Consider the following 25,855-nt stretch of genomic DNA (forward strand, 5'->3'; position numbering starts at 1 on the left):
ATAAGGGCATTGATCGAATGTACAATTCTACCAAACAACCACCTTTGTGGATCAGATTACCTTCCTGTTTAATAAAATATCCAAGATCACTTTTTTGATATTTCCCATTTTTTTACGCATATATACGATATACCATCTGATAGTGATCTAATTTATTACAATAAAGAAGAAATCAGTATTCTTTGTCTATGCAATTTACATTTTTTCTACAGCCATTATCCTATCTCTTAAGGCTCTAAAGCTTCGTTATATTCACACACTACCTCAACGCAGAATTTTTTTTACAAATTCTGATGTTGGGGTATATCTTGATTTATAATGCTGCTACGTATACTATCATAGTGAAATCTCATAAACATACGAGTGTGTATCGCCCTTTCTGGTATACACATTTACTTTTTCACAACCGTGGAACTAAGCAACCATTTTTATTGATTCGAATCTGAAAGTGTATGGGGACATTTTGTTATTAGTTAAAAACAACTCTATATGCTTCCTTAGCGAAGAGCTACACATGGATATTTTCACGCTCCTTGTATCATATATTCTGGATTCGCAACGCAATATTAACGCTATAGCGTAAATATGTAAAGGTCTAAAAATGACAAAGACTGAAAAAGATTGGTTCCAACGCTTAGTTGAATTGATAAAAAGTGACGGACGAACAATGATTGAAATAAGCAGAGCTGCAGGCTGTGGACAAAATTACGTCCAACAAATGATAAATGGAGGCAAGAGACCTTCTGTAGATAAACTCATGGCTATTTTGAATACACTGGGAAATGCTAGTGCCATATATGTAATAACTGGTTTCAACATCTCCGATGAAGACTTAAAACTCATAACTTTGATTTCGTCTGGAGATAAAAAGAAGATTGAAGCCTTAAATGTTCTGTTGAATGAGCAGAATCTGTAGCATTTTCTACTTTATCCAATATCGCTTGCTTTTGAGACGTCGATAAAGACTCCCATTTCACAATAATATCAGATAAAGTTGTTTCAAATTTTTTATCATTCTTCATAGTCATACTCCATGTAGTCACACTATATAACGCTAAAGCGTTCAAAATATATCTCATACCTTAGAAAAAAATATTTGCAATAGGCAGTATGGAAGCAATTGTGTACAAACTTATTTTACAAAATCAGATGAAGTTCTATTAGTCATGTACCATAGTGAAACAGAAAGCATCACACGATCCAGACCTTCTTATGAAAATTGGTATAATCTATCAAAAACGCGAATAATGTTACGCAGATCTTGCGATTCGGACCAATAAAAACTAATGTGAAAATATCCCTGAAGACACTCCTGAACTCTATATAAGAGAACACGAAAAAGCTTTTTTGAAAAAAATACATCACAATTTATTCTACATAGCACCATCTATGTTTTTTTAACAATATTGCAAAGTAAGAATATAACAATGTTATAGGAATAAATTCTTATAAACAGAGCCACACTACCTAAAACTCTGTAACACATTTACAGGTAACCTCTCCTCTAAACGCACCTTGTAAATACTAATATAAGTCTCTATCATAAGCAAAAATGATACTATTAAAAAATAAAACGAATCATCACGCACAATCTTTGTACGTAAATTTTATACAGATTTACAACAAGAGAGAAATCCCCTTATGCAAATGAAGAATTATATTTTCAAAGTATGACTTTGAAGAAGAAGTATACTTTTCCAAAAAAACACCCTCCCTGCCAATAATTTTTCATAAGAGAAAAAACTCATAATAAAGATAAAACTCTCTATACGATCAATACGAGAAAAATGTTAGCAATACAAAAAAGTGCTAGGGTTACCGCAATATTGCCAATTCCTTATCAGAGTAAAATCAAAAAAGACATCTGCTCTTCAATAATAATTCGGATCACATGAAAACTCTATAATTTAAACATTAAGCAAAAAATACACAAAAACAGAAAATGGCATTTTAACAAATTTTCCAATATCATAGAAAACATTTCTTACAGAATAATAAAATGCTTATTACAATAGAATCTGGATGATGCAAAGCGATAGAAACAATCACTCAATTGACTTTTCAAAGAACAATTAATAAAATTCTTTTCAGAAAACACGCCACCGTCACTATGAACAATATTTCTCAAAATATTAAATAGAATTCCTTTCTTGAGAAAAAGAAAATATCAACAAATGTTATCATCGTTGCCCCCATGATACATATGAATGCCCATAGATCACATTCTCTTATACACTAACCTTTCATCACAATGATGCTATTCGAACGTCTAAAAGACATTAACATCACTTAGAAAAAAGCAAATTTACACTAAATGTTTTTTGAGCCATTTGTTCTGAAAAGGTACAATCTTTAAAATTGGTTTTATTGAGGTCTGTTTATTTGCAGAACAAGTATAAATAAACTTATCCAATGAAGCTTTTAGCCTTCTATTTTATGAAGAACACCATATAGAAAAAGTACAAAACAGTATATGAATTAAGAAAGTAAATAGCGACCCATATCAGTTAATCCAAATGCTAAAAGGTTGCAAATGAGAGAACTTCTTTGATGAGACTAAGAAAACATACCATCATATTAAAGCGACTGAGAGACAAAACTGCAACAAACAACGACCAAAAGCTTCTAAAACAAACAGGAAAATAAATAAAAAACGAAAAAGGTAGAATCTCAAAACTTTTATATAAGCGATCCATTTTTCTATTGTACATTTCCCTATTGGTGGGCCCGGAGGGACTCGAACCCCCAACCAAGCGGTTATGAGCCGCTGGCTCTAACCAATTGAGCTACAGGCCCTAAATAGGTTGTTTCTCTCTAAACTAAAATGCCCTATGATACAAGAGCTGACAAAGATTATAACCCATCTTTTTCTCTTTTCTATTGGTTTTTTTTTCAGTGCTCTAATTTCTTTACAAAAACTCTTAAAAATGAGAGAATAATTAACTGACAAATATAAAGGTATAGATATGATAGAAAAGAAAATTCAACCACTGAAGAGTTCTCGGGTTAAAACAGTTATATTAGCATTTACACTCTTAGCCACATCGTTGACTGTACGTGCTTATGCTGAAGAAAATAAAATGAAAAATGCAACGATTACAGTGACAGCAATCGGAGAAAGTCAAGCAACACCGGATATGGCCATTATTAATCTAGCCGTTGTTACCTATGACAAAACTGCCCAAAAGGCATTAGCTTCCAATAATCAATCCATCAATGATATTATAAACGCTTTTAAAAACAATGGCATCCAAGCAAATGATTTGCAAACATCAGGCTTATCCATTTATCAGTCGACCTCTGATAAACACCACGAAAAAAAGAATAATGAAAAACTCTATCATGTTTCAAATTCTTTAACCGTGCGCATTCGTGATCTTACCAATGCTGGTAAAATCTTTGATCAAGCGATGACACTAGGTGTTAATTCAGTTAACGGCATTACTTTTACCAACGCAGATACAAAGCCATTTTATCAAGCAGCACGTAAAAAAGCCATTACTGAAGCCATTGAAAAAGCGCAAACGATAGCGCAAGCAGCCGATTTAAAATTAGGAAAAATTATTGAAATCAATGAAAAGGATGATTACTATCACCCAACACCACGTCTCATGAGTAGAGCAGCAGATGTAAGCTACGCAAATACAAATTTTGCAGGTGGTGAATTAAATTATAACGTGAGCGTCACTGTAGTCTTTGCGATCGATTAAGTCACAAACAAGTTGTATAAAAAATCATATTACTGGCCTTCACGTAGAAGACCAGTAATGTGATAAAGATAATCTTCCTCAGATAATAATTCGTCTTCGTAAATCTCTATTTGTCCGCGTGCAGAAATATGCGCTGTATGTACCGTCTGACAATCCCCTGATACCAATGGATGCCACCAATGAAGATCTTTTCCCTCATAAATTAATCTATAAGCACAACTTTCTGGGAGCCAACGCACTGTTTTAACTGTCGTAATATCTAGCGATATACAATCTGGTACAATTGATTTACGATGAGCATAATCTCGACACCTGCAGGTTTCCCCATCTAAAAGACGACAAGCAATACTGGTTGCATAAAGGTCACCCGTATCATCGTCCTCAACTTTATGGAGACAACAACAGCCACAGCCATCACAAAGGCTCTCCCACTCAGAAATGGAAATCTCTTCTAATTTTTTTACTTTCCAAAAGGGAAGTTCTCCACTCATAAACTCAGACACACCTTTTTTAATTAAGACGATCTATAAAAAATGAAACGTTTAATTTCTATAATTTTATCTATTTCTGTCTCTTAAAAAGATTCAACTTAATGTATACTTTAAACCATGTTCTTAAAAGCTATCTGAATAAAAAGAGAATATTCAAAAATAGCGCATATAAATGAACATAACCTATTGAAACATCTCTTTGTAAACTTAACGAAGAATAAAATGCGTCACCTAAAATGATAGAAAAATTCCGCAAAGAATATACATTTTTCATCAAAAAGTCCGTATGTTGCAATATAAGTTTATTCCTAATAGATCTCATTTCTTAAAAACGAGCCGCGCTATACGCAAGGTAATGTTTTTATCGTTCATTTCTTGAAAGCCCCCCTACTCTCTACTCCATAACCACCCTTTGCCCTATATCTATTCTTTTGAGACAGAGAAGTATAAAGCCCCAAAACTAAGAAAAACATTAAACATCGAAAACTTTCTAGATTGTTCAAATTCTTCCTATGTTTTTCTCAAGAAAGCATCCAAGTACAACATGAAGCACCTCCCCCCTTCATTAGGAAGAAAGAGGGAGTTATTAAAATGCACACGAATTCTTTTATTTAAGAATCGAGAAAACTGCGCAATTTTCGTGAACGGCTAGGATGTTTTAATTTACGAAGTGCCTTTGCTTCAATTTGACGAATACGCTCTCTTGTAACTGAGAACTGCTGTCCCACTTCTTCCAATGTGTGATCGGTATTCATCCCTATTCCAAAACGCATCCGCAAAACACGTTCTTCTCGTGGTGTTAATGAAGCAAGAACGCGTGTTGTCGTATCTCGCAGATTAGCTTGGATAGCTGCATCAATTGGTAATAACGCATTCCTATCCTCAATAAAATCACCCAAATGGGAATCATCTTCATCACCAACAGGCGTTTCGAGAGAAATAGGTTCTTTTGCAATTTTAAGAACTTTTCGTACTTTTTCTAACGGCATAGAAAGCTTGCTAGATAATTCTTCTGGTGTTGGTTCTCGTCCAATTTCATGGAGAATCTGACGCGAGGTACGAACGATTTTATTAATTGTTTCAATCATATGAACAGGAATACGAATTGTACGTGCCTGATCAGCAATTGAACGTGTAATAGCTTGACGAATCCACCATGTTGCATAAGTTGAAAATTTGTAGCCGCGCCGATATTCAAACTTATCCACAGCCTTCATCAAACCGATATTACCCTCTTGAATAAGATCAAGAAACTGCAAACCACGATTAGTGTATTTTTTTGCAATTGAAATGACAAGACGCAAATTAGATTCTACCATCTCTTTTTTTGCAATTGTTGATTCGCGTTCACCTTTCTGCACCTGCATAACAATCCGACGAAATTCACCAATCGAAATAGCCGTTTCTTGCGCAAGATTTTGTATCTCACTTCGCAGTTTTTGGATTTCTTTTGCTTCACGCACCGAAAACTCTTTCCAACCAGGTGTAGGCAAAGCAGCAATATAATTCATCCAATCTGCGTCCAATTCACGCCCTTGGTATTCTTTTAAAAAATCCTCATGGCCAATGCCATAGCTATTGGCAATCCGTTTCAGCTTACCTTCATTATGAATCAATCTCTTATTAATGTCATAAAGCTGTTCAACCAAAGCTTCGATACGATTTTGGTTTAAAGAAAGAGATTTTACTGCTTGAATCAACTCACCCTTTAATTGAATATATTTCTTCTTCTGAGAAGATGTAAGGGCCCCCTCTTTACGCTCTGCCAAACTGCTTTCAACATGCTGATCTTGTAATTTTCGTAATTTTACATAGGTTTGAGCAATAAAATCCAATGTTTCCATAACTTGAGGACAAAGTTCATTTTCCATTGCAGCAAGCGATAAGTTAACATCGTCCTCGTCCTCTTCATCATCGTCTTCAATGTTTCTCTCTCCTGCGCTCTCCCCCATATTACGTATACCAGAAGACATTTTTTCTTCTACGGTCTTATCAACTTCACTTCGCTCAATAACAGGAGCCTGCTTTGCTTCTGGACCAGCATAAGTCGTTTCAAGATCAATAATTTCACGAAGAAGAATACGCTGCTCTTTTAACTCGTCACGCCAGATAATAAGAGCCTGAAAAGTCAAAGGACTCTCACAAAGTCCTGCAATCATTGTCTCACGCCCTGCTTCAATACGCTTAGCAATGGCAATTTCGCCTTCCCGCGAAAGAAGCTCAACAGCTCCCATCTCACGCAAATACATACGCACCGGATCATCCGTACGATCTGTTACTTCGCGTTTATTCGTTGTCGTTGCAATTGCGTGGCTAGAGGCTTCTACTAAATCACCCCCCTCTACCGTAACTTCTTCTTCATAATTTTCAGACTCGACTTCATCCTCATCATCCACAACATTAACCCCCATCTCAGAGAACATCGCCAAGATATCTTCAATTTGTTCGGATGTAACCTCGTCAGAAGGAAGAACTGCATTGAGTTCATCCATTGTTACGTAACCATTTTTTTTGGCAAGTTTAATCATTTTCTTGATGGCATCATCAGAAAAATCAAGAAGAGGACTATCCAAACTCGCTTGGTTTGTTACTTCTGCATTATCTTTCTGTTTAACCTTTGTTGCCATACCATAACTCCACTCGATCACTTCACAGTTTCCATGTGACCAGTTTTTTTGTTCTCACTAAAATCTACCAATAGTTACTCATATATACTTCCTGTTAAGAGATTACCATTGGAAAGAATACATTCTGTATACGCCCTGACATCCAGACAAACTTGACATCCAGACAAAAACGCGGGAAAACTCCAGAAGTTTCCCCGACACCTCTCAGCCCTTCTGAGATAATCTCTGCACCCTATCGTAAGAACCAATTTCCCGCTTTTCCTAAAATTTACCCGCTTTTCCTAAAATTTACCCGCTTTTCCTAAAATTTAATTGTCATCTTTATAAAAATGTCACTCCACATAAACTTCCTCATCTAAAATTTAAGTGACTGATTCGCATTAAAAAAGCGAATCATTTTATCGTATCTTGTGTATTCCCGTCTATTTTTTCATCCAACCAACTTCCAAATCCTTCAATTAACGCTTCTGTTGCCTGCATCTGCTCCAGCTCATTTTTTACCTCACGAAGCAGATCAAAAACCTCACTCTTAGGATTTTCTACAAGTTGCTCTTCAATATCCTGTAACCTCTTATGTAGGTGGTGTTCTTGAAGATGCAAGTAGACAGCTTGTTTTAATATAGCACGCGCATCTTCTATAGGGGCTCCACCAAGAATAATACGCATACCAATATTTTGCACAAGATGTTTCATACGCTCTAACAGAGCCTTTTGCCCTCTTTTTTCTAAGAACGCAACCATCGTCTCTTTATCATGAAGCTGTTGGTCCCCAAGAATTTCCAACATAGCTTGATGAACAATTATCAATTGAGTATTTTTTAATTCTAACTCAGAAAGAATTTCAAAATTTTCATACCACAACTCAGGATAGTAAGCTAAAGTGAGTAAAATCACTGCTTCACGCAAAGGGATAGATTGCGAAGAATTTCGTACTATTTCAGAATTTGCTAACAGAGAAAAGGTTTGATCTTTAAAGGTCCTATTTGGTGAAGATTGACCATATCGCCCTTCCCCCTTTTGTTTTGAAAAAGAGGGACGAAAAAAATCAAAAAGGCGTTTTTTTACATCTTGCAAATAATAACGACGGACATCTTCATCCTTAATCGTAAAAATTTGTTGTTTTAGTTGTTTTTCTAGCGCTGCTCGTGCCTCTGGAATTTCAAAATGCTTTCCATAGGTAGCACGCCACCATAAAAGCTCACTCAAAGGAATAGCTTTTTGCAAAAAAGAAGAAAAAAGCTGAGCTCCACCAGCACAAACAATTTCATCAGGATCTTTCCCTTGTGGCAACAAAACAAAGCGTACACAAACCCCAGCCTTTAAAAGAGGCAACACACGATCAGCAACACGAAAAGCAGCTTTTAAACCAGCATCATCACCATCAAAACACAAAATAGGTTCCTTCCCCATCTGCCATAAAAGCTCAATTTGCGCTTCCGTTAATGCTGTCCCTAAGGGTGCTACAACTCCTTCAAAACCAGCTTTAGTCAATGCAATGACATCCATATACCCCTCAACAACAAGGAGTGAATGAATTTTTTCATCGCCAACAAAGCGACTATTTTTGCGAGCTGCTGCCGCGTTATAAAGTATATTTCCTTTATGAAACAGCACTGTTTCAGGGCTATTGAGATATTTTGCTCGTGTCTCTTTCTCTAATGCACGCCCTCCGAAAGCCACCACACGTCCACGCAAATCTTCGATAGGAAACATAATGCGATTTCTAAATCGGTCATAAGAATCCGCGCTCTCCTCATGCACTGAGAGAAGCCCACATTCTTCCATTTGCTTTATTGAAATGCCCCGTGTACCTAAAGCTTCTTTCAAAGCCGTACGCCTTACCGGTGCAAAACCAATGCGGAAACGCTCTACAAGCTCTGGTGTAACACCACGTGCATCCAGATAACGACGTGCTTGTATACCTCCTTTATCGCGTAAATTATATTGAAAAAAATCTGTGGCAATTTTCATCACATCATAAAGGTCAGCTTTTTCCAGTTGACGTTTATGACTTTGTGAATCCAAAATAGGGAGTTTCATTCCCGCAAAATCAGCCAAACGCTCTACACTTTCTGAAAAGTGCAATCCATCAAGCTCACACAAAAAGGTAAAAATATCTCCACTTACACCACAACCAAAACAATAATAGCGCCCTTTATGATCATCACAATGAAAACTTGGCGTTTTTTCACCATGAAATGGACAACAACACCAAAAGTCTCCCCGTGAAGGCTTACTTTTTCGAGGATCAAAATCCACCCGTTGACCAATCACTGTTGAAATTGGGAGTCTCGTACGCAGTTCATTAAGGAAATCGGGCGGAAAACGCATTATCTCTCACAGAGTTTGAAAATTCTTTTTTGCATATTTAACGACTTTAGAGCATAATTCCAATACTTCCTCTTAAGCAGTTGTAAAATTTTAAACCCTCAACTGCATATATTTTTAGAAATGGAGAATAAAAAGTGATCGAATTTATTGCTCAATATCCTTGGTTAGAGGCTATTTCTTGGCTTGTTATTCTTACCATAGCTGCCCTTTTAGTGAACTTTCTAGGACGAAAATTACTTATTCACGGAGCAAAAAAACTCTCTTCTTTTCTCCCCCAAAATACAACGATCGATATTAATAATGCTATTCAATACATAGCGGATATCATTTCAGCTTTTATTCTTTCAATTGGTGTTAATTTTATCTCAACATTGCCCGATGCATTTAGCACTGTCATCAGTAATGTTGCCAACGCCTTCATTATCTTCTTTGTCGTCCTGACAATTTCTTCCTGTCTCAATGTCATTAACATCCTTTACGAACAACGACCAACAGCACGACTAAAACCAATAAAAGGTTATATTCAAATTGCTAAAATTGCACTTTTTGCTGTTGCAACAATTTTAATGGTCGCTACATTGATTGACCGCTCCCCTCTTATTCTCTTCTCTGGTCTTGGTGCAATGGCCGCGGTTCTCATGTTAATTTTTCAAGATACGCTTCTCTCTCTCGTTGCCGGTATTCAAATTTCATCTACTGATATGGTTCGCGTTGGTGATTGGATTGAAATCCCCAATCTCGGTGCCGATGGTGATGTTATTGAAATTGCCTTGCATACTGTTAAAGTTCAAAATTTCGACAACACCATCACCTCAGTTCCTATCCGTAAACTTGTGACCGACCCTTTTAAAAATTGGCGTGGAATGCAAGAATCGGGTGGAAGACGCATCAAACGCTCCCTTTTTATTGATCAATCAAGTATCCATTTTCTCACAAAAGAAGAGCAAAAATATCTTTCCCGATTTAATTTATTAGAAAATTATTTCACGCAAAAAGTAGCAGAAATCGAACAATGGAACGCTCAATTAGATAAAAATCATGATGTCTTAGCCAATACGCGCCGTTTAACCAACATTGGAACTTTTCGTGCTTATGTTTTTGCTTATCTACAACAGCATCTAAACATCAACCCTAATATGACCTATATGGCACGACAATTACCTCCTACAGAAAATGGTTTACCCTTAGAAATCTATTGCTTTACGAACACCACCGTTTGGATCGACTATGAACAAATTCAAGGTGATATCTTTGATCACCTTTATTCCATTCTACCCTGTTTCGGTCTAAAGGTTTTTCAAAATCCAAGCGGTTATGATTTTAATCAAGTATTAAAAGCAAAAGTGAAATAAAAACAATAAACTTCAATTTATTAATTTGAGGCAACCACATTCACAACAACAAAGAAAGAATAAAGTATCATGAATGGTTCATTGGTACTCCTTCATCTTGCCGGCGCTATTTCTTTACTTCTCTGGGCCACACGCATGGTGCGCACAGGAGTTGAACGCGCCTATGGTGACAGACTTAAATATAAAATGTGCCACGTCGTTTCAAAACCATTGTTTGCCGTAAGTTTTGGGCTTTTTACAGCAATGATTTTACAAAGCTCTACAGCAATAACACTCCTCGTTGGCTCTTTCGTTGAATCTGGTTTTGTCTCTGGAGTAGCAGGACTTATGGCTGTACGTGGAGGAGAATTAGGATCAGCAATCGTTGTAAAAATTCTCACCTATGACCTCACTCTTGTTGTACCCTTGTGTCTTTTAATTGGCACTTGTATCTTCATGACAACAGAAAAACGTGAATGGCGTCAAATAGGACGTATTGTCATCGGTATTGGTCTTTTGATTTTATCTTTAGAGATGATAAGTACCGCGACAGAACCTTTACGTGAAAGCGAAATTTTACCTAGCATCATTCGTTATCTTTCAACCGATCCTATTTCCACTTTTTTGTTGGCTGCTGGCTTAACCTACCTCTTACATTCATCCATTGCAGGAATCATTTTGCTGGTCAATTTTGCCAACTACGATCTTATCCATACGCAACTCTGTGTTGTCATGGTTCTTGGTGTCAACTTTGGCTCTTCTCTTATAGCACCACTTTTAACGCGCAACGCCTCTCCTAATACCCGCCTCGTTCCCTTAGGAAATTTACTCATGCGTGGGGCAGGGTCAATCCTTATACTTATCTTATTTCTCTCCTTTCACCCTCCCATCACATGGCTTGGCAATAACGCCCCTACTCAAGTGATCAACGCCCATATCATTTTTAATGTTTTCATTCTCCTTGCTGGAATACCTCTTTCAAAATGGGTTTTAAAATTAACCACTCAGATCGTGAATATAAGTGCAAAAAAAATGCAAGCCGACAAAACACTCAATTTATCCGATCAAACAGCTCTTGATGACAGTGTTCTTGATCGCCCAACTCTCGCCCTCTCGAATGTCATGCGTGAAGTCATTCATATTTGTGATCTTGTAGACATCATGCTAGAAAAAATTATGGGACTTTATGAAAAGCCTGATCCCAATATTATTCGTGAACTCAACCAACTCAACACCATATTGGACAAAAAACATATCGCCATCAAACTTTATCTTGCCCGATTAGCGGGACAAAAATTATCTGACGAAGAAGCTCTTCAAACGCAAGAACTTCTAGGCGCCTGTATAAAATTAGACCAAGCAGGGGATATCATTATTCATAATATGTTGATGCTGGTTAAAAAGAAACAACAAAAAGGTTTACAGTTCAGCAGCGAGGGCTGGAATGACCTCCTTCGTTTCCACGCCATTGTACTAGCCAACGCGCATATAGCATTTAACGTTCTCGTCTCACGTGATACACACACTGCACACCTATTGGTACAAAAAAAAGATCAGCTACGAAACTTAGAAAAAGAGATGAGTTTAAAACATTTTAAACGTCTGCGTGAAGGGGATCTCAAAAATGTAGAATCATCCAGTCTTCATCTCGACACTGTGCGCGACCTTAAACAAATCAACTCTCTTTTGACCTCAATGATCTACCCCATTTTAGAAGAACAGGGACTTCTTCAAAGTTCTCGTCTACGCAACCCTGCTGAAGAACAAGCAGAAAAAACTTAAACTTTTCAAATAACTTGAATAAAACACACATCACATCGATTATTCAATTTTGAATATGGTCAAGATATTGATCTAATCAATAATGTCTTATTATTCGACAATTTAAATGAGCTTTCTTCATCGTAAGTTTCTTTCATTTAAAATCTATTCATGATGATTTGCTCAAAGTCATTTGCTTGCACATTACAAACAAAGCAGCATGTAGAATAGAACTCTTGAAGAAAGATGTAAAAATGCCTAACCATCTCAAAGCCAAGACTGTTAAACACATAAAGAGTAGGTCAAGAGTATGATAGTTCCAACCTAAACCCGCCTTGTAAAAAGGGAACCGCTTCACAGTAGCAGCGAAACAGAAATACTCTATAAGAAATACAAAACCCCACAAAAATGCAACATTTATATCAAGATTGGTAGAGGTTCAACCTATACAGCCATGCTATAACGTATCAACGAAACAGTTTTCATTTCAAACATCATTGATATCAATTGGCAAGCTCCAAACTTTTAAATATCCATTTTACTTATTGCTTTAATCACAATTGTTTTTTTAATTTAAGAGAGAGATTTAAAAAGCTTATAAATACACTTTATGAGTTCTTAGAACATTTCTACTAATATTTTCTTCTTTTATTCATATTTATCAATTAATTAATTTATTTATAAATTAAAATATGTTGTATATTTATACTTATTAAGTATTATTATGATATAAATGTGAATGTTATTTTTATATAAAGGAAAGTAATAAGTAAAATATCTAAAAGAAATATCCTTTCCACTGGTTAAAAAAGGAATAAACCTTGATTTTTACAAAGTTTACTCTAGTTACAATTTAAATTCAGGCAAAGGAGGGTATCATGGAAAATGCAAACATCGGTTGGATTGCTGCTATTATTATCGGCGGGATTGCAGGTTGGGCAGCACAGTATATTATGAAAAGCCAAACAGGAATATTGTTAAATATTATCTTAGGGATTATTGGCGCTGCGCTAGCAAGCTTTCTTTTTAGTCTTTTAGGTGTAAGTTTTGCTGGTTGGCTTGGCTATCTTATTTCAGGTTTTATAGGAGCCTGTATTCTTATATGGATAGGACAAAAAATTCGATCATAGAGTATTTATTTTTTACACCTTTTGGGATTCAATACAAAACTAGGAAACAACGAGCAGAGTTTAAAATATTCCCCTGTAACTTGTTGTTACCAATTTTGATATGATGGTGAGATGCTTAAGCTGTGATTTTAGGCATACACCATCACCGTATTATAAAACCAAATGCAGTAAAGAACTTTATAACGCACCATTTCATACCTATATAAACTTACGCATATCAGAGGAGAGATATGTTGCGTTATTTTAACAAAATACGAACTGATTTTTGTACCACGTGCGCAAATCCAGCATATCTCACTGTAATAACAATTCATAAGGTTACAAAAATCACTAACGATGATTAAAGATTTTACCGTATAATGCTTAACACCTATACACTCTATCAACAATACCCTTTTTACCGAAAAACTCGAAGCGCTTTTTTACATTCTTAAGAAATAAAGAGAGACGGCAAGAATAAAATGATAAATATTTTTTTCTAATCTATGAAAGAAAATAGTATCTAAAATAAATATAAAAATTAAATTATAATGTGTTTTTTTTAAATTTATTTTTAATAATAAAAATATATAAGTAAAAATTAATAATATTAATGCAAATTTATTATAAAATTAATAAACATTATGTGATGTAATATTTCAAAATTTTAATAATATAATATATTTTAGAGTTTGCAAAAATATATGCATTAATATAAACTTCTTTATTATAAAGAATACGATCTCCTTTACATCTCAATTCAAAAGATTTGAATATCTCTTCACTTTCTAAAGTATAAAATAAAGTTTTGTTCCTCTTAAAATTTCCTCTTTATATCATCTTGCATAGATGAATTTTTAGCTCTTCTTTATATGCGTTACAAACGAATTTTAAAGCACGAAACATTTTTCCCATTGCTCTCATGCGATAAAGAAATTTCCGTAACGCATTGTGAAAGCGCCTTGGATAAAACATAATACCTTATTTTGCTTTTTTAATGAAAATAATCCTATAATATATACTTCCCGCATATCTTCTTTTAAAGACCTTTGCAATCGACTTTCCCTTTGATATCTTCCTGTTAAAATCTTGCTGCTTTTATACTCCTTGTATTACAATAGAGCTATCTATTTAACCCAACATAACATATGGAATAAGACTTTAGCTGTGGAGTAAAACGATGTCTGATCTTGAAGATTCCATCTTACCGCCTCTAACGTGGTTCTCTGATCAAAATCCTCCAATACCAGAAAACGTTCGCGATTGGCTCATGGAATCGGGCTCGATGACGCTTCGATTAAAGAAATATTGTACCTGCCTCCAAGTTCAACCACAACGCGAATGTTTTATTACGCAAGATAAATTAACAGAAGAAGCAGAGCATCTCCCCGAAAGTGCGCGTTATTGGCTACGCGAAATCATATTAATGGGAGATAATAAACCTTGGCTCCTTGGACGCACTGTAATTCCACAAGAAACCCTCCTACACAATCAAGCCTTGATGCATTTGGGAACTGTACCTCTAGGACATTATTTATTTAACAATGACAAATTAACCCGCGATTACATTCATATTGGTCAACAAGGTGCGCTATGGGCACGCCGTTCCCGTTTGCGGTTAACGGGTAAGCCATTGTTGCTAACTGAACTATTTTTAACAGATTCACCACTGTATCCCCACAAATAGAGGTTACTCATTTTATTCTGCATAACTTATAGATTTCATATAGCTTATAAGGGATTTAATCAGAGAAAAGAATTTCAAAATTATCTCAAGAACACATTAAAAACAAAGATTTCTTTTCAAAATATCCTTTTATTTCATCAACTCAGCTTAAAAAATCTCTTCCCTAGAAAAAACGTTCTAAAATTCTGATTTTCTTATCATTAAAACCAGCACTTGAATTAAAAAGATACACACCATATTGATAAAACCATCTATATTTAAATTTCTTGCTGAATAATCACTACTCTAAAATACGGTAACTCTTTATCAAACAAATGCTTTGAAACAGCAAAAAAGACAATAATACACTCGCCAAAATTGGAAATCTGTATCAATTAACTTAATCATCCTGTTTAAAAATTTTTAACAGTGCGAATAATAGATTTTTTTTAAAAAGTAAAAACTCTATAACCTTTTTGTTTTTTAATGGTCTAACAGCTTTGAAGAACAGAAAAATATAATACTTAAAAGAATGTTTATTGCTCTATAAGAGCCAAAAAAATTTCGTTGATATCAAAAAAATATTTTTTTGATAATAGTATGTATATAAAAAATAAATGATATTTATCAACATCCTACTGACTTACAAAGGCGACGCACAATAAAAAATATTTTCCAATCCCCTTGAATTAACAAGATCTATTGCAATTTTTGACGAAGACTATTGCACACTTTAGAAAAATTCATTTGCCCCGCATACCGTTCCTTAAGCCATGCCATCACCTTACCGATATCGCGTAATTTTTCTGCCTTTGTTTGTGCCAAAGCTTCACAAAGAACCTGTTCTATTTCCATCTCCTTAAGTTGATAGGGAAGAAATTCACGAATAACTTCTATTTCTGCTTGTCCTCTCTCTGCCAATTCCAAGCAACCAGACTCTTTATAGGCTCGCATCAATTCTTCACGCTGTTTAAGCATTTTAGTGAAAACAGACTGTATCTGCTGATCATCCACTTCTAGCTTCCCTTCATCATAATAAAGAATATCACGATCCCTAACTGCAGCATTCATTAAACGAAGTGTAGCAAGACGCGCACTATCTTGCGCTTTCAAAGCAGCCCTAAGAGCCCCATCAATCTGGTTACGCAACATAAATTTATCCAATTTTTGTTCAAGAAGAAGATGCCTTTTAACCAATCTTTATCCATCTTGCAATGGAGAATAAAAAAATAATTAAGGACTCGATCTTCGAAAAGCTAAAACAAGACTTTACCTCTTCATGGAATGTACTTATACTGCCTATTTCAAGCGAAACGTTACCAGAATAATATACACAGCATCCGCTAAAGGTATGATTTTTGTGTAAAGTTGATCATTATACCTTTCAGAGAATAAATTGTGGATACATACTATGATACAAGCGACTTCACCCAGCCACCCTTGGAGTATCAAAAAACCGACAGCCCTCTTAGTCTTAGCAGATGGAACCGTTATTGAAGGCAAAGGAGCAGGTGCTACAGGTATAGCTGAAGCTGAAGTGTGTTTTAACACCGCCATCACAGGCTATGAAGAAATCCTCACAGACCCGTCATACACACAACAAATCGTTAATTTTACTTTTCCTCATATAGGAAATGTAGGGGCAAATAGCGAAGATATTGAAGATCTCTCTCCTCTCAATTGTCATGGTGCTGTTGGCGCTATTTTCAAAGCAGACATTACACATCCCTCAAATTATCGATCCAATGAAAATCTTCATCAATGGCTTAAAACGCGTAAAATTATTGCACTTTGTGGTATTGATACACGTGCACTCACAATTCTTATTCGTGAAAAAGGTGCACAAAATGCTGTCATTGCACACGATGCTAATGGAAACTTTGATATTCCTTCTTTAAAGAAACGTGCGCAAAAATGGCAAGGTCTCGTCAATCTTGACCTTACGAAAGACGTGACATCTCAATCATCAATGCAATGGAATGAAAAACCATGGAGTTGGAATAAAGGATACGGTACAAACAATGTGCACAATCTTCATATCATTGCAATTGACTACGGTATTAAACGTAATATTCTTCGCCTTATGGCAACACAAAAAGCCCGCATTACTGTTGTGCCTGCCCACACAACTGCAAAAGAAATTCTAGCAATGAACCCTGATGGCGTTTTTCTTTCTAATGGACCAGGAGACCCCGCAGCTACAGCTCAATATGCCATTCCAACGATTAAAACATTAATTGATCATAATTTACCAATTTTTGGAATATGTCTTGGTCATCAACTTCTCGCTCTTACGGTTGGTGCAAAAACCGTGAAAATGCACCAAGGACATCATGGTGCCAACCACCCAGTTAAAGACCTTAACACTGGAAAAGTTGAGATTGTATCGATGAATCACGGTTTTGCCGTAGATTCTTCCTCTTTACCACAACATGTTCAAGAAACACATATTTCTCTCTTTGATGGTTCAAACTGTGGTATTCGAATCATTGGAAAACCTGTTTTTTCTGTTCAATATCACCCCGAAGCTTCTCCTGGACCACAAGATAGCCACTACCTCTTTCAGCATTTTTGTGATCTCATTATGAATTATAAAAAAATATCTTAAAATAAAAAGCCTCACCTTTTAACTTCTCTCCTTTAAATTATATCATCTTCCTACGCACAATTATATTATTTTTATACCTACAACTTATTGAAGTTGTATTATTATTTATCATTCTGAAACTAAAAAGAGCGCACTGAATAGCTTAAATTTTTCTCCTTCCTCTTCTCTTAAGGTCGTATCCATCAAAATCATTGGCTTCTCCCCCCAAGCAAGATAAGTGTATCGATAAAAACTATTTTTAAAAAAAGTAAAGTGTCTAACATTCAAAAAAGTGCCTAACCTTCAAATAAGCATTGGATTCACAATACAATTTTAAGCATTCTATTGTGCATGAGAAGCATAATTCCTCCTAAAGAATAAAAAAATTAAAGTGTGAGACAATGCAACAAATCTCTACTTTTTAAAAGATATTGCCGTAGATGGTTTTGAAAACTGTAAAGCCGAATAAAAAAGTAATAGCAAAACAGAAAACATCTTTTCAATTTTACAACTTTATATTCTTTCAAAATGAGGTTTTCTTTCGATTCCAGAAGTTATGCCAACAAATATAAGCAATATTTTACTTCCAATTTGCCATATAAAATTTGGAATTGTTCATACAATACTGATACATCTAACTCAGATACGTTTTAATCTTTGTTTTCAATATGCTGCTGCATTAGCACTGGATATTAATTTGCAAGCAATAGAAAAAATACGGACTCCCCCTCTACAAACAATATCACAAAATAAAAAAATTATTTTTACTAAATGAGAAGGATATATCAATATTTTATACAACACTTTGTGAAACAAATATCACAAAAACTTTCTGCCTATAAAATGATACATTTTGTTTATCTTGTGCATTCTTTAGCAAAATAGTACGTACCAGCCCCTCTCAACAAATTAACGTACCCGCAAGGCAAAAATAACTGTCGCAACGACAAGAAGAAAAAAGCCTCCAACAAAAGGAGCACCAGAAAAATAAAACAGTGCATTTTTATCTGTAAAACATTCAAAAAGAAACACATAAAAAACAGAACCAAATGTTAAACTCAACGAAATAACAGATGTCATCGCTCCTTGCAGTTCTCCTTGTACATTTGTCGGTACCTGCGCTGAAGCAATAGCACGTATAGGTGCATGAACAAGATATTCAAGCATTGTACACATACAAACCATATAAACCATCCACCCCTGCGTCGCGAATGTATAGCCCAGCATAGCAACAGAGGCAAACAAAAGCCCCACTATAACAATATGCCAATCACTCCATCGTTTAGAAAAATAAGGCAAAATGAGAGCGACTACAATAAATTGGCCTATCCCAAAAACACTATAGGAGAGTCCAATAGAAAAAGAACTCCAATCATAGCGTTCTTTTGCAATGAAAGCCCAAATGCTTAACCATACAGATTCCGCAAACCAATAAAGAAAAAAGACCAATAACACCCAAAGAACCATCGGATATTGTTTCAGGTGCCAAAAAGCACCTAAGGGATTTGCCCGCTTAATATCAAAAAAGCGCCTATTCCATAAAGAAAGGGTTTCTGGAAGCATAACCCAAGAAAAAATAAAATTAATGAGTGAAAAACCAACAGCAAAATAAAACGGAATACGCGGACCAAACTGACCTAAAAAACCACCAATAAAAGATCCTAAAATAAACCCCAATGCGGATGCAATGCCTAACAAACCAAAATTGCGTGTACGGGTTTTATCATCAGATATATCCGCAAGATAAGCTGTACAAGTTGCAAAACTAGCGCCACTTATCCCTGACAAAAGACGCCCGATAAATAACATAGAATAGCTCCATGCTATAGCACATATGAGATTATCAAGAGCAAAGCAAATAATAGAGAGAAGCAAAATAGGACGACGACCATAACGATCAGAGAGATTGCCAATAACAGGAGCAAACAAAAACTGCATCACTGAATAAGCTGCAAGTAATTTTCCTCTTTCTACAAAAGATGTACTGACCTCTTTTCCAGTTAATTGAGAAAAATATTCAGGCAAAACAGGACAAATGATCGCAATACAAAGAATATCTAACAATAAAGTGATGAACACTAAAATGAGCCCACGCTGAACAAATTTCGGATTGAGCATTTGGTCTTGCATAACATACACACTATTTTACGCATACAATGACTCCCCCGCTCTCTTTTAACTCCCTTTTCCTTTTAAAAGTATTCTATGCTGTATAATTTTCATATATGAAATAATAAAAAATTAAAAATTACAAAAAGAGTCAAGATAAAAATATAAAATTATTTTTTACTTGATATATCATTATCAAAATATAAAAAATATATTTTATATTAATTTAAAAAAATACTTATGAGAATAAATCATTAAACAATTACTCGTAAGACATAGAATGTCAAAATAATTTTATAATACATTATTACAACTTATCATACTGCTAATTTTTAAAACATCAACTCTATTAGATAAATCAATGCCATATAATAATTTAAATATTTAATAATCATCGTAAAATATATTAATACTGTAAAAACTGATTATATTTATTGAATCAATCAATATTATATGTTATTAATACATTAAAATCTAATAAGCATGAGAAAACAGTTCTTTTAGTACGTGTTGTCCGTGAATTGTTAAATTTAAAAATGGTGTGTAAAATGCAAAAAATATCCCTATTAATTCTCACTTTAATGCTAGTGATAGGACGTGATGTCCAAAATTCTTATTCACAAGAGGGGGGGATAGAAAATAAAATAGAAACACAACAAACAACCAGCGTAGAGCTAGATCCCTATACTTTAAATAAATTAAATGCTCTTCTCAAAAAGCGTTCAGAAATAAATGATCACGAAAAAGGAGCCGTGATTGACTTTCTTTCTGAAGCTTTTTTAGGAACACCTTACAAAGCTAATATGTTACATGGCTCAGAAAATACACCAGAAAAACTGATTATTGATTTTAGAAGCTTAGATAACTTCACTTGTATGGATTATGTTGAAGCATTGCGCAAATCAACATCCCAAACAGAATTCATAAATAACGTCATAAAAACGCGTTATATTAACGGTAATGTTGATTTTTTAAATCGGAAACATTTTTTTACGGATTGGGCTTATAGAGAATATAAACTCGCCACTGATATTACCGCTGAAATAAGTCCCCATGCGGTAAAAATAGAAAAATATCTCAACAAAAAAGCTGATGGTGAAAGCTATCTTCCTGGACTTCCAGTTGTGAAACGCACAATAACGTATATTCCAAGTAACTTTATTAATGAAGAGGTTATAAGCCGTTTAAAATCAGGGGATTTCATTGGTATTTATGCAAAACTTGCTGGATTGGATGTAACACATGTGAGTTTCTTTATCATGACAGATAAAGGGCCGATGTTACGACATGCTCCTTCACACAAAGAAAATGAAAAAGTCGTCGATACCCCTTTTATGGATTATGTTGCAAAAACACCAGGAATCGTCGTTTTAAGAGCCCTTGAATAACATCATAGCGATATGAAATAGCTTTTCTATTCTTAATAGATATACTGAAGCTATTCAGATAAACGTCTAACTTTGTATAATCTACACGGATAAAATCATATTTGAAGAATGGCGGTTATAATTACCTTTACTGACTGAAGGCTGAAAGCAAGCAAAACTCTGTTATTTCTTGTATCATACTTTCTTTTCATATGCTCGAGCTAAGAATTATCTATAGACCACCGCCATTCTAATCTTTATGAATATAAAAAATATTTTTTTGCAAGCATAAGTAAAATAAGGTATGTTATGATTATTGTCTCACAAAGTATTTTATATAAAATTTATAATTAAGCTCTATTTCCTCTCGCCCTCAAAACCAAGAGATCTATTCTTGACAGCCCCGTAAACAATACATCTTCTTAAGCCAATTTCAGCGGATAACCATTTCATGTAATTCAATTAAACGCCACCAGCAAGCCTTACTGCTCGGCATTGACCGCGCACTCAAAAAATGCTTAAGAGATCAAATTTTATAGGTCTTATCTCACCACACCTTAAATGACAGTGTACGAAATAAATCTTGCCTTAAGAGACTCTGTTTAATCTTCCCCTTTATTGATGCAAAAATACAATCAACAAAAGAGCATCATCGTATTTTCAAGAGATATGAGTTGCCACACCGTAAAAAATTAATGTTCGTAACATGACAACCCATTTGAAAAAATCTTTTTATATAAAAGGGATCACCGTTGTACCAGGAGGCAATTTTGCCTCATCTTCAGGCTCGACATGAATAGAAATACGCACATTATCAAATTCTTTTTGAAGAACAGCTTCGATTTTATCACAAATTTTATGTGCTTCTCCTACCTGCATTATAGCAGGCACAACCAAATGAAACTCTATAAAAGTAACCCTCCCAGCAACACGCGTCCGCAAATCATGGACCTCAAGCGCACCCGATGCATTTGCAGAAATCAGCTCACGAATCCGCATGCTTTCATTCAATTCAACGCCAACATCCATTAATCCCTGAACAGCATTTCTAATCACCTTCCAGCCCTGTAAGAGAATATTAACGGCAACGATTATCGCTAAAATTGGATCTAAAGCTCCCCATCCTCCGACAAAACCGGCAATCAAACCAATTAAAATTGCAAGCGACGTAAAAACATCAGTTATAAAATGTACTCCATCAGCTTTAAGAGCCGGTGAGCGATGGAGTTTTCCCTGCCCAATAAGAACCATTCCCCACATACAGTTTATGACAGTTGCAATAAGATGAATAACAAGCCATATTCCAGGTTTCTGCAACAATTTAACGGTAGAAAGAGCTATCCATGCTTCTCTTAAAATAACAATTGCCGCAATAATAATGAGTACCCCTTCAAGAATTGCGGAAAAATATTCCGCTTTATGATGCCCAAAGGGATGATCATGATCTGCTGGCTTCATACTCACTTTAACAGCCCACCATGCTGCCAATGACGCAAGAATATTAACGATTGATTCCAATGCATCAGAATAAAGTGCAACCGAATCTGTGATGTGATATGCCCAATATTTCAAAGCAAAAACAATACACGCAATAAAAATAGAGTATAAAGTTAAGCTTTGTATATTGATTTTTACATCCATGAACCTCATCCTTTTCTTCACGAAATAGGGAATTAATATTTTCAACCATATCATTATACTTTTGGCATAACGACGATCTTTCCTCAATATTACAGAAGCTTCATCATACAATAAACGCCTCAGCTCACCATTATTATCGTAAAAACTGCTCAGTTACACGAACAGCACCAATAAATAAAGAAGAGAGAAAATAATAGAAAAAAGAGCTTTCCCAAGAGCAATCAAACACATAACCTTCATTATTAATCGTTTTCTGAATAACTTAAAGCCATCTCACTTCTCATAAACGAAAAACTTGTTTTTGCTCAAATCTATCATGATCATGCATTATTTTTCAGTCTTATGATGTGCATTATAACCCATCTATAAGCCATCTTTGCACCTTAGAAAAAATATCTTAGCACTCTACGGTAACTTTACAGGTCAACAGGATTTTAAAATATGATTTACTGAAAAATTTAGATATAAAAAGAAGAACAATGATTACCCTCAAAAAAAAAGAATCTGGGCATTGGGGACCCAGATTCTTTTCCCTTAAAAACTAAGGGCATACAGAACTTGGGAAATAGCGGGGACCCAAGACACTGCACCCGATACGAGAAAAAATATATGATTCCGTATCAGTATTTTTACATTATACCTATGGTTGCATATTGTCAATACAAATTCTACCATAAGTTTTAAAAAATATTTTTTTATCTCTTCTTTTTAAATAAAACAAATTCTAACATCTGGAAATCATAAGAAAAAAGCACTAAAAATCTCGCATGCATTTGAATATCATAACAATCAATGAAACAGATGATCCACGCCTAAAAGCCTATCATAATATCCGTGAAAAAGATCTTGTTGGACGGCAACATCAATTTATTGCTGAAGGCAAAGTAACATTGTCCGCATTACTACATTCGAAAGAGTTTTCTGCCATCTCACTGCTCATCGTAGCAAACCGTCTCTCTGGACTTCTACCGCTTTTAGAAAAAACACAGCCCCTATGTCCCATTTATTGCGTTCCACAAAAAGTTATGGATAATATCACCGGCTTCCATGTTCATCGTGGTGTTCTGGGTATTGGTAAACGCAAAATACTGCCATCCTTACAAAGTTTTTTACAATATCTTCCAGAAAAAGCTTTGATTCTTGTTTTATGTGGTATCTCAAATCACGATAATATGGGATCAATTTTTCGTAATGCAGCAGCCTTTGCCAGTAATGGCATTATTGTCGACAAAACCTCATGCGATCCACTTTATCGCAAATCAATAAGAGTTTCTGCCGGCGCTGCTTTAAAAGTACCCTATACGTAAAACGCTGATATAGATGACATTATAGCTGCTCTAAACGATGAAAACTTTCATCTTTATGCACTCTCCCCTTCTGCCTCACACACTCTCAAACAAGCCAACAAAAGCAAAAGAATAGCACTTATTTTTGGAACAGAAGGCGATGGCTTACCACTCCACATACTAAAACAATCAAACACCTTACGTATTCCCATGACTGACGGTTTTGACAGCCTTAATGTTGCCACAGCCTCAGGTATTGCACTTGCTCATTTTACCAACTTTGACCACTAAAGATGATAACACTTCAAGTTATAGAACATACCTAATGTTGTATGTTATCTACCAGTCTCCAATAATATTGCCGTTCCCTAGCCTTTGAAAGCATTGATAAAAAACATTTTTACATTTTTTTCATCACTTTCCACACCCTAACCCCGCTTATGACGTGCAGAAGATATAATTTTGATGGATTCAATCATAAAACAAACTTTCAATGAGAAAATCTTCCGGAAGTCTCTCATTCAAGTTTAAGATTAAAAAATATCATTATAAATCAATCTACTATGCTTTATAAAGCTGTTGTTTTTAGTTCTGAGGAAACAGGATCTTTTGTTTCGAGATTGCATAAAACGCGCTTCAACATCATTTCAGTATCAGCTGCACGTTCTGAATGTGTTACAAATCCTCCCCCAAGAATACGCGCCTCATGACCATTTCCATCATAAAGAACGCAAGCTTGCCCTGGTGCCACACCATTTTCACATTCCAATAAATCAACAGAAAAAATACCTTCTTTATAATGTAAGCGCGCAAGGTGAGGAGGACGCGTTGAACGCACCTTTACAGCCACCTCAATACCTTGAGAAGGGAAATTATCTAACGACTCATCACCAAGCCAATTCACATCACGTAAAAAAAGCTTATGCGTTTCTAACATTTCACGCGGTCCAACAATAACACGTGCATTTTCCACATCGAGATAAACTACATAAAGCGCTTCACCCGTTGACACCCCAATACCACGACGTTGACCAACCGTATAATTAACAATTCCCGAATGTTTACCTAAAATCTTTCCATCAATATGGACAATAACGCCAGGATTAGCTGCTTCTGGACGCAGTTTTGCGATAACATCTGAATATTTTCCTTGTGGAACAAAACAAATATCCTGACTATCATGCTTATTGGCAACCACAAAGCCCATTTCTGCTGCCATTTCACGAACGCGGGCTTTTGGAAGGTCACCAAGTGGAAAACGCAAATAATCAATCTGTTCTTGTGTCGTTGCAAAGAGAAAATAACTCTGATCACGATCATTATCGAGAGGACGAAAGAGTGCTCGATGCGCTCCGTTGGAACGCGAACGAATATAATGTCCCGTAGCCAAAGCATCCGCCCCCAATTCGCGTGCGGTTGCTAATAAATCAGCAAACTTAACCGTTTGATTACATGCAATACATGGTACTGGGGTCTCTCCATGAGCATAACTTTCTGCAAAAGGATCAATAACAGCTTCGCGAAAGCGCTTTTCATAATCAAGAACATAATGCGGTATTCCTAATGTTTCTGCAACGCGGCGTGCATCCTCAATATCTTGTCCTGCACAACACGCCCCCACCCGATGCGTTGCTTCCCCATGATCATAAAGCTGCAACGTAATGCCAATAACATTATACCCTTCCTTTTTCAAAAGACCTGCAACAACCGATGAATCAACCCCCCCCGACATTGCAACAACAATGCGAGAATCCTCAGGTTGTCCTGGTAAATCAAGACTGTTTAAAAACATGTATTCATTCTCTATTTAATGCTCTGTTTAATGGCTAGCCATATGTT

16 protein-coding genes, 1 tRNA gene and 1 pseudogene are annotated in these 25,855 nt (G+C 35.5%); 9 read left to right on the forward strand and 9 right to left on the reverse strand.

Going from position 1 to position 25,855, the window contains the following annotated elements:
* The first annotated feature begins 601 nt into the window (after positions 1 to 601).
* Complete coding sequence (locus tag ACFINE_RS05930; RefSeq protein ID WP_007347852.1) at positions 602 to 916, forward strand: helix-turn-helix domain-containing protein; 315 nt, start codon at positions 602 to 604, stop codon at positions 914 to 916.
* On the opposite strand, the gene ACFINE_RS05935 is transcribed toward ACFINE_RS05930, so the two are convergent.
* Both ACFINE_RS05935 and ACFINE_RS05940 read right to left on the reverse strand, forming a co-directional pair.
* On the reverse strand, positions 840 to 1,022 hold the full coding sequence (locus tag ACFINE_RS05935; protein ID WP_375611974.1) for a hypothetical protein: 183 nt from the start codon (positions 1,020 to 1,022) through the stop codon (positions 840 to 842). The two genes, ACFINE_RS05930 and ACFINE_RS05935, sit on opposite strands and share 77 nt — an antisense overlap.
* 1,697 nt (positions 1,023 to 2,719) lie before the next feature.
* Positions 2,720 to 2,796, reverse strand: a tRNA-Ile gene (locus ACFINE_RS05940).
* A 170-nt stretch (positions 2,797 to 2,966) separates the two neighbouring features.
* Here ACFINE_RS05940 and ACFINE_RS05945 point away from each other — a divergent pair.
* Entirely contained in the window at positions 2,967 to 3,710 is a 744-nt protein-coding gene (locus ACFINE_RS05945; RefSeq protein ID WP_375621378.1) for an SIMPL domain-containing protein, read from the forward strand.
* Positions 3,711 to 3,739: 29 nt separating this feature from the next.
* Here the strand turns inward: ACFINE_RS05945 and ACFINE_RS05950 are convergent, their stop codons facing one another.
* The 3 genes from ACFINE_RS05950 to dnaG all read right to left on the reverse strand — a co-directional run bounded on the left by ACFINE_RS05950 (position 3,740) and on the right by dnaG (position 9,159).
* The gene (locus ACFINE_RS05950) at positions 3,740 to 4,201 is read right to left on the reverse strand and encodes a YcgN family cysteine cluster protein (protein WP_375621379.1); all 462 of its coding nucleotides are present in this window, start codon (positions 4,199 to 4,201) and stop codon (positions 3,740 to 3,742) included.
* A 611-nt stretch (positions 4,202 to 4,812) separates the two neighbouring features.
* The gene (gene rpoD / locus ACFINE_RS05955; RefSeq protein WP_375611971.1) at positions 4,813 to 6,828 is read right to left on the reverse strand and encodes an RNA polymerase sigma factor RpoD; all 2,016 of its coding nucleotides are present in this window, start codon (positions 6,826 to 6,828) and stop codon (positions 4,813 to 4,815) included.
* A gap of 393 nt (positions 6,829 to 7,221) precedes the next feature.
* Positions 7,222 to 9,159 (reverse strand): DNA primase, encoded by a 1,938-nt coding sequence (gene dnaG / locus ACFINE_RS05960; RefSeq protein WP_375621380.1) that lies wholly within the window; start codon positions 9,157 to 9,159, stop codon positions 7,222 to 7,224.
* Between the two features lie 134 nt (positions 9,160 to 9,293).
* On the opposite strand from dnaG, the gene ACFINE_RS05965 reads away from it, so the two are divergent.
* The 4 genes from ACFINE_RS05965 to ubiC all read left to right on the forward strand — a co-directional run bounded on the left by ACFINE_RS05965 (position 9,294) and on the right by ubiC (position 15,047).
* Positions 9,294 to 10,511: a mechanosensitive ion channel family protein gene (locus tag ACFINE_RS05965; protein ID WP_375621381.1), complete on the forward strand. Its 1,218-nt coding sequence runs from the start codon at positions 9,294 to 9,296 to the stop codon at positions 10,509 to 10,511.
* Between the two features lie 69 nt (positions 10,512 to 10,580).
* On the forward strand, positions 10,581 to 12,272 hold the full coding sequence (locus tag ACFINE_RS05970) for a Na/Pi cotransporter family protein (RefSeq protein ID WP_375621382.1): 1,692 nt from the start codon (positions 10,581 to 10,583) through the stop codon (positions 12,270 to 12,272).
* Positions 12,273 to 13,129: 857 nt separating this feature from the next.
* Positions 13,130 to 13,381 carry a GlsB/YeaQ/YmgE family stress response membrane protein gene (locus ACFINE_RS05975; RefSeq protein WP_375611967.1) on the forward strand — a complete coding sequence of 84 codons (252 nt, stop codon included), beginning with the start codon at positions 13,130 to 13,132 and terminating at the stop codon, positions 13,379 to 13,381.
* 1,159 nt (positions 13,382 to 14,540) lie between these two features.
* On the forward strand, positions 14,541 to 15,047 hold the full coding sequence (gene ubiC, locus ACFINE_RS05980) for a chorismate lyase (RefSeq protein ID WP_375621383.1): 507 nt from the start codon (positions 14,541 to 14,543) through the stop codon (positions 15,045 to 15,047).
* Positions 15,048 to 15,725: 678 nt separating this feature from the next.
* Here the strand turns inward: ubiC and ACFINE_RS05985 are convergent.
* The gene (locus tag ACFINE_RS05985) at positions 15,726 to 16,223 is read right to left on the reverse strand and encodes a GatB/YqeY domain-containing protein (protein WP_375621384.1); all 498 of its coding nucleotides are present in this window, start codon (positions 16,221 to 16,223) and stop codon (positions 15,726 to 15,728) included.
* 214 nt (positions 16,224 to 16,437) lie between these two features.
* Between ACFINE_RS05985 and carA the strand changes: the two genes are divergently transcribed.
* Positions 16,438 to 17,634 carry a glutamine-hydrolyzing carbamoyl-phosphate synthase small subunit gene (gene carA, locus ACFINE_RS05990; RefSeq protein WP_375621385.1) on the forward strand — a complete coding sequence of 399 codons (1,197 nt, stop codon included), beginning with the start codon at positions 16,438 to 16,440 and terminating at the stop codon, positions 17,632 to 17,634.
* A gap of 888 nt (positions 17,635 to 18,522) precedes the next feature.
* Here carA and ACFINE_RS05995 read toward each other — a convergent pair.
* Positions 18,523 to 19,743, reverse strand: a complete 1,221-nt coding sequence (locus ACFINE_RS05995; protein WP_375621386.1) for an MFS transporter — start codon at positions 19,741 to 19,743, stop codon at positions 18,523 to 18,525.
* 527 nt (positions 19,744 to 20,270) lie between these two features.
* Here ACFINE_RS05995 and ACFINE_RS06000 point away from each other — a divergent pair.
* Entirely contained in the window at positions 20,271 to 21,110 is an 840-nt protein-coding gene (locus tag ACFINE_RS06000; protein WP_375611962.1) for a DUF1460 domain-containing protein, read from the forward strand.
* Positions 21,111 to 21,821: 711 nt separating this feature from the next.
* Here ACFINE_RS06000 and ACFINE_RS06005 read toward each other — a convergent pair.
* Positions 21,822 to 22,730, reverse strand: coding sequence for a cation diffusion facilitator family transporter (locus ACFINE_RS06005; protein ID WP_375621387.1), 909 nt, complete (start codon positions 22,728 to 22,730; stop codon positions 21,822 to 21,824).
* Positions 22,731 to 23,497: 767 nt separating this feature from the next.
* Between ACFINE_RS06005 and ACFINE_RS06010 the strand changes: the two are divergent.
* Positions 23,498 to 24,307: pseudogene (locus tag ACFINE_RS06010) on the forward strand (TrmH family RNA methyltransferase).
* A 277-nt stretch (positions 24,308 to 24,584) separates the two neighbouring features.
* Here the strand turns inward: ACFINE_RS06010 and mnmA are convergent.
* Complete coding sequence (mnmA, locus tag ACFINE_RS06015) at positions 24,585 to 25,808, reverse strand: tRNA 2-thiouridine(34) synthase MnmA (RefSeq protein WP_375621388.1); 1,224 nt, start codon at positions 25,806 to 25,808, stop codon at positions 24,585 to 24,587.
* Positions 25,809 to 25,855 lie beyond the last annotated feature (47 nt).

The sequence above is a fragment of the Bartonella sp. AA97HXZ genome (assembly GCF_042196985.1).
In the GTDB taxonomy this organism is placed as follows: domain Bacteria; phylum Pseudomonadota; class Alphaproteobacteria; order Rhizobiales; family Rhizobiaceae; genus Bartonella.